The organism is Catenibacterium sp. co_0103 (assembly GCF_004168205.1).
Taxonomy (GTDB): domain Bacteria; phylum Bacillota_I; class Bacilli_A; order Erysipelotrichales; family Coprobacillaceae; genus Catenibacterium; species Catenibacterium mitsuoka_A.
The window spans coordinates 1-6,491 of sequence record NZ_RCYB01000104.1 but is presented as its reverse complement, the minus strand read 5'-3'; the positions used below and the strand labels follow the sequence as shown (position 1 = coordinate 6,491).

At 35.1% G+C, this 6,491-nt stretch carries 5 protein-coding genes and 1 riboswitch; of the genes, 1 reads left to right on the top strand and 4 read right to left on the bottom strand.

All coding sequences use genetic code 11. The features are described from left to right. Positions 1 to 239: 239 nt before the first annotated feature. The 3 genes from EAI80_RS11370 to EAI80_RS11360 form a co-directional block, all read right to left on the bottom strand. The gene (locus EAI80_RS11370; RefSeq protein ID WP_022424874.1) at positions 240 to 800 is read right to left on the bottom strand and encodes a flavin reductase family protein; all 561 of its coding nucleotides are present in this window, start codon (positions 798 to 800) and stop codon (positions 240 to 242) included. Continuing rightward, positions 797 to 1,525 (bottom strand): arginase family protein, encoded by a 729-nt coding sequence (locus EAI80_RS11365; protein ID WP_129982129.1) that lies wholly within the window; start codon positions 1,523 to 1,525, stop codon positions 797 to 799. The genes EAI80_RS11370 and EAI80_RS11365 overlap by 4 nt, the downstream gene beginning before the upstream one ends. Positions 1,526 to 1,615: 90 nt before the next feature. Continuing rightward, positions 1,616 to 3,040 carry a 6-phospho-beta-glucosidase gene (locus EAI80_RS11360; RefSeq protein WP_129982128.1) on the bottom strand — a complete coding sequence of 475 codons (1,425 nt, stop codon included), beginning with the start codon at positions 3,038 to 3,040 and terminating at the stop codon, positions 1,616 to 1,618. 282 nt (positions 3,041 to 3,322) lie between these two features. Then, positions 3,323 to 3,432, top strand: a riboswitch (TPP riboswitch). A gap of 46 nt (positions 3,433 to 3,478) precedes the next feature. On the opposite strand from EAI80_RS11360, the gene thiC reads away from it, so the two are divergent. Then, positions 3,479 to 4,786 (top strand): phosphomethylpyrimidine synthase ThiC, encoded by a 1,308-nt coding sequence (gene thiC, locus EAI80_RS11355; protein ID WP_006504752.1) that lies wholly within the window; start codon positions 3,479 to 3,481, stop codon positions 4,784 to 4,786. A gap of 43 nt (positions 4,787 to 4,829) precedes the next feature. Here the strand turns inward: thiC and EAI80_RS11350 are convergent, their stop codons facing one another. Next, a complete protein-coding gene (locus EAI80_RS11350; RefSeq protein WP_129982127.1) occupies positions 4,830 to 6,299 on the bottom strand; it encodes a glycoside hydrolase family 1 protein in 1,470 nt (489 codons plus the stop codon). Positions 6,300 to 6,491: the final 192 nt, after the last annotated feature.

The following is a 6,491-nucleotide window of genomic DNA, read 5'->3' as shown; positions in this document are numbered from 1 at the left end:
TGTGGTTCACTACACTTGGCGGTAAATACCTGTGGTCAGACTATCTCCGACTGAATTAGTGCCATGCCCGGCACACGCGAAGAATGGGGCTAATATAACCCCAATATGCTTGCGTTTTTTTATATTTAGAGTGATATATGAATATTTCAAGCAGACAAAAAATGAAAATACCAATTTGGGATAGCCCAATTGATATTTTCATCTAATTTGTCAACAATCTGAAGGACTCATATGAGTCCTTATTTTAGTTTAAGACCATCTTTAAAAGCACGGCCAACAACCTTTCCTAAACCTACATATTGATTATTAAAGGGATCAAAAGTAATAGGTTTTACTTTTGATACATCGACTCTTCCTGTTTCATCTAAGACACGTTCATCTACAGATACATTGACAATTTCACCCTTCATTATTTCTGTATCTAAATCATAGTCCTTGAGACGACATTCTAGACATATAGGTAATTCATTGATAATAGGTGCATGTACTTTACTAGATGGCGTATAAGTAAAACCTGCTTTTTCTAGTTTATTGGGTTCCTTATGCCCTGATACAACGCCTACATAATCACACGCTACTACATGATCCTCATCTGCAATACTTACAGTAAAAGCCTGTGTTTTTAAGATATTCTGGACTGTTTTATGTCCACTAGAAAGACTCAATGAAATTTCCATTGTATCGCTAATGCCACCCCATGCTGCGTTCATTAAATCAGGATGATCATCCTTATCAAAGCTCCCAATCATATAGACAGGCTGTGGATAAGTAAGTGCACGTGCACCAAAATCTTTTCTCATTTCTTTTGTCTCCTTTTTAATAATTTCATAGCAGTTTGATAAAGTGCATCATCAGAAAGATTATTGATTCTCTCCGCTTTTATATAAGTAGGATAATCATTGATATCAGGATCATCACCACATATATCAATACCGATTACTTCACAGTTTCTTAAGAAGTGCGCTAATACATCCTCTAACATCCCCAGTGACATATCTCCTTGATTCCAGTTCGTCATGGCATATCTTTCATCTAGAACATCCTTATCTATAGAGATATAGACTGGATACTTGGTTTCAAGAGGAATAGTAGCACCTTGTTCAAGTTCTTCTATACTGAAACTTAATACTTTATTCTGTTCCGCTGATTTTAAATCATGTTTACTTGGTCCTATTAAGTATAAACGATGAAGGAAAGGGTTTTGTAAAGCTTTTTTAGCCCAATTCCCACAGCTAAGCATATCTCCTACAATAGAAGATTGCATGTCTGTATGATGATCAATCAAAACAAGATCAAAAGGTTCATGGATAAAATCAGTCATCAATTTAGTGATGTAATGATAATCACCTGAATCAATAAAATGAATACCAGAAATACCATTCTTGCTTATCATCTCTTTTAATTGTTTTTCTGCCTGCTCGTCACAGAATAAGCGTGTTCCTTCAATGTCACTACAATCATAATAAGTTAACTGTGGATAATCCCCTTTATAGGAATGAGTAAAATCAAATACATAGTTACGCATCTTTATCACCTGTTGATAATTATAGTCTTTATTTAGCACTTGTCAAATTTGACTGCTAAAAAAGAGATAGCCACAGCTATCTCTTGAGTATTATAATTCTTCACCGTTTGTTTCAATAACGTGTTTATACCAGTAAAATGATTTCTTCTTACTTCTAGAAAAGTCCCCTTCATGGTTATTATTATAGTTAACATAGATGAAACCATAACGTTTATCATATTCACCAGTAGAAGCAGATACGATATCAAATGGAGACCACATAGTATAACCTAAAAGATCAACACCATCATAAGTGACTGCATCTCTCATTGCTTCAATATGTGCCTTTAAGTAATCAATACGATACTGGTCATCTACAGTACCATCTTCTTCTTTCTTATCATAAGCACCAAAACCGTTTTCTACAATCATCATTGGAAGTTCATAACGATCATAGAACCAGTTTAAGCACCAGCGTAATCCTAATGGGTCAATCTGCCATCCCCAGTCAGAAGCCTTTAAGTATTCATTTCTTACAAAGTCTTCACTACAGTAATCAAATGTCTTTTCATTACGTCCCTGATACTTAGTTGCAAATGACATGTAATAAGAGAATCCAATGTAATCTACTTTACCTTCACTTAAGATTTTCTTATCCTCTTCAGTAATGAAATCATATCCTTTTCTTTCAAACTTCTTTAAGATATAGTTTGGATAATGTCCTCTTGCATGTACATCAGTATACCAATATTTCTGATGCATAGCACCTAAGGCATTCATCATATCTTCTGGTTTTGGAGAAGCTGGATAAACACCATTCATACCAATCATACAGCCAACCTTTAAGTCAGGATTGATTTCATGAGCTGCCTTAACTGCAAGTGCTGAAGCGACTAGTTCATGATGTGCTGATAAATACATTAAATACTCAGCATCATCACCTTCTTTTAATAATACAGCACCTTCCTGGATTAAGTTATGCTGAGTCGGATCAGCCTGGTTATTGATTTCATTGAATGTCATCCAGTATTTTACTTTATGCTGATATCTTTCAAAACATACCTTTGCGAACTTCACAAACATATCAATGGCTTTACGATTTCTAAATCCTCCATATTCTTTTGCGAGTGCCCAAGGTAATTCAAAATGTGATAATGTGATGACTGGTTCAATACCATATTTTAATAATTCATCAAATACATCATCATAGAACTTTAAACCTTCTTCATTAGGTGTTTCTTCATCTCCTCTTGGGAAGATTCTTGTCCAGGCAATAGAAGTTCTAAATGCCTTGAATCCCATTTCAGCAAGTAATGCGATATCTTCCTTATAATGATGATAGAAGTCTACACCTACATGGTTTGGATAATCTTCTCCAGGAAGAACACCATCTGTTAAACGTCTAGGTGCTCCTGTTACGTTATCTCCCGCTGTTTCTACATCTGTACAGCTGATTCCTTTTCCGCCTTCCTGCCAGGCACCTTCACACTGATGAGCAGCTACTGCGCCACCCCATAAAAAGTCGTCTCTAAACATTGTCTTATCTCCTTTTCTCTTTCTAATAATTATAAATAGAAATGAAAGTGATTTCTATAATTTTCAGAAATAGAGATCACTCTTTCATCAAAATGTTTCATCTTTACATTATTAGCTCACTAATCCAATAAATAAGTGATATTTTGTTGACAGGATGGTCATAAGAAAACAATGTTTCATTGTTACATTATTTGTCCAAAAATTCACAATAATTTTGTGTCATTTTTTTCGATGAAAGCGTTGCATTTTATTTATATAAGATGTAATATACCACTATCAACCAAATAAAAAAAGGGGAGCTGACGCGACGGCTGAGAAGAAATACGATCGGATTTCGACCCATAAAACCTGATACGGATAATGCCGGTGTAGGAATTTTGTTTTTTTAGGTATACATGCTCAGGTATACCTTTTTTTATTGTTTAAAGGAGGAAGTGTATGAGTTACACAACACAAATGGATGCTGCAAGACAGGGTATTATTACACCTGAAATGGAAATTGTAGCTGCAAAAGAATCTATGGATGTAGAAGTATTACGTGAACATATTGCGAAAGGACATGCTATTATTCCATGTAATAAGAATCATACTTCTATTGATCCAAGTGGTATTGGTTCAATGTTGAAGACTAAGATCAATGTGAACCTAGGTATTTCTAGAGATTGTAAAGACATGGATGTAGAGATTGAAAAGGTTAATAATGCAGTCAAGATGGGTGCTGAATCAATCATGGACTTAAGTTCTTATGGTGATACACGTACTTTTAGAAAAAGATTAACTAAAGAATGTCCTGCCATTATTGGTACAGTCCCTATTTATGATGCTGTTGTTTATTATCATAAAGCTTTAAAAGATATTACCGCAAAAGAATGGTTAGATATTGTAAGAATGCATGCAGAAGATGGTGTGGATTTCATGACTATTCATTGTGGAATCAATAGAGCTATGTATGAACGTTTTAAGAATAATAAGCGTTTAATGAATATTGTTTCTCGTGGTGGTTCTATTATGTTTGCCTGGATGGCTATGACTGGAGAAGAAAATCCATTTTATGAACATTATGATGAAGTATTAGATATCTGCCGTGAATATGATATTACTATGAGCTTAGGTGATGCATGTCGTGCTGGATGTTTGGCTGATGCAACTGATGTGGCTCAGATTGGTGAGTTAGTGACTTTAGGAGAATTAACACAGCGTGCATGGGATAAAGATGTACAGGTGATGATTGAAGGTCCTGGTCATATGCCTTTAAATCAGATTGCCGCTAATATGGAAATACAGAAGACAATCTGTAAAGGTGCACCTTTCTACGTATTAGGCCCTTTAGTTACTGATATTGCCCCTGGTTATGATCATATTACTGCTGCCATCGGTGGTGCTATTGCAGCCACTTATGGTGCATCATTCTTATGTTATGTGACTCCTGCAGAACATCTTCGTCTGCCTAATCTAGATGATGTTAAAGAAGGTATTATTGCATCTAAGATTGCAGCACATGCAGCAGATATAGCGAAGGGTATTCCTGGTGCCATGGAATTAGATAATAAAATGGCATGTGCAAGAAAGAAGCTGGACTGGGAAGAAACATTCAAGTATTCTATTGATCCAGAAAAAGCAAGACGTTATCGTGCTGAAGCAGCACCTGAAAAAGAAGATACATGTTCTATGTGTGGTAACTTCTGTGCCGTTAAGAATATGAACCGTATTCTTGATGGTGAGATTGTAAATATCTTTGATGAATAAGAAAAAAGGCGTAACTCGTATATATGAGTTACGTCTTTTTGTATTAGTCTAAATCAGCACCATTAGATTCGCAGACTTTCTTATACCAGAAGAATGAATCTTTCTTGCTTCTAGAGAAGTCCCCAGTTCCATCATCATGTCTATCTACATAGATGAAACCATAACGTTTCGCATACTGTCCAGTACCTGCAGATACTAAGTCGATTGGTCCCCAAGTTGTATAACCGATTAGTGGTACACCATCTTCGATAGCTTCATCCATTGCTTTAATATGATCTCTGAAGTAATCAATTCTATAAGTATCGTGTACAGAACCATCTTCTTCTACCTTATCGAATGCTCCAAAACCATTTTCTACAACCATTAATGGTGTATGAGGATAACGGTCATGTAGGATATTTAATGTATATCTTAATCCATCAGGGTCAATCTGCCATCCCCAGTCAGAAGCCTTTAAGTAAGGGTTCTTAGCACCTGTTGCAAGGTTACCATTTGTCTTTTCAGCATTTTCATCAACTGTTACACAGTTAGACATATAGTAAGAGAATGTATAGAAGTCAATAACACCTTCTTTAATGATCCTCTTATCTTCTTCAGTAATAAATGAAGTATCAATGCCATGATCCTTGAAATATCTGAACATATATGTTGGATATTCACCACGAACCTGTACATCACCACAGAAGTTATTCTTAAAGTTATCTTCATTAAATGCTGCAAGAATATCTTTTGGATTTGGTGTTAATGGATATAAAGTTGTATGAGCAATCATGTTACCAATCATGAAATCAGGATTGATCTTATGACCTTCTGTTACAACTAATGCACTTGCAACAAACTGATTATGTAATGCTTCAAATGTTTTCTGAGGGTTAGATTTTAATTTGTTTAGTGGAATACGTTCATCAGAGTTTACATCTTCTGGATCCATGATACCTAAACCATAAAGGTCACCTAATCCACCTTCACCCATACATGCGATATTGATTTCGTTGAATGTTAACCAGTATTTAACCTTATCCTTATAACGCTTCATACAAGTAGTTGCATACTTAACAAACATATCAATCACTCTTCTATCAGAGAAACCATTGTATTTAGTTACAATGTTCCAAGGAATTTCATAATGACATAAAGTAACTAAAGGTTCAATATTGTGTTTCTTACATTCGTCAAATACCTTGTCATAGAAAGCTAAACCTTCTTCATTAGGTGTTTCATCATCACCATTAGGGAAAATTCTACCCCAGTTGATTGATAATCTGAATACATTCCATCCCATTTCTGCAAATAAAGCAATATCTTCAGCATAATGATGATAGAAATCAATTGCTTCATGGCTTGGATAGAACGCAGTCTTATCAGTCTTTGGTAAGAATGTTCTTGGAGTATTTACATCTCCACCAAGTAACATATCTGGTACTGATAAACCTTTACCATCTTCTAAATAAGCACCTTCACACTGATTGGCAGCAACTGCGCCACCCCATAAAAATCCTTTTGGAAAACCCATTTCCTTTACCTCCGTTCATCTTTTCTGTATGTATTATATACATAATAAAAATCATTATAATTAATTTTCATCAAATGAAAACGATTTACACCATATGAAAATTATCAAAAGTTATTTTGAATACCCATAATCTACAGGTAACGATTTAAGAGAAGTGTGGAGCAGAAATATTCAGGATATAGACTATTTGTC

Excerpts from the sequence above, each read along its gene's own strand:
- EAI80_RS11350 (WP_129982127.1), bottom strand. The coding sequence starts at position 6,299 with ATGGGTTTTCCAAAAGGATTTTTATGGGGTGGCGCAGTTGCTGCCAAT.
- EAI80_RS11360 (WP_129982128.1), bottom strand. The coding sequence starts at position 3,040 with ATGTTTAGAGACGACTTTTTATGGGGTGGCGCAGTAGCTGCTCATCAG.
- EAI80_RS11370 (WP_022424874.1), bottom strand. The coding sequence starts at position 800 with ATGAGAAAAGATTTTGGTGCACGTGCACTTACTTATCCACAGCCTGTC.
- EAI80_RS11365 (WP_129982129.1), bottom strand. The coding sequence starts at position 1,525 with ATGCGTAACTATGTATTTGATTTTACTCATTCCTATAAAGGGGATTAT.
- thiC (WP_006504752.1), top strand. The coding sequence starts at position 3,479 with ATGAGTTACACAACACAAATGGATGCTGCAAGACAGGGTATTATTACA.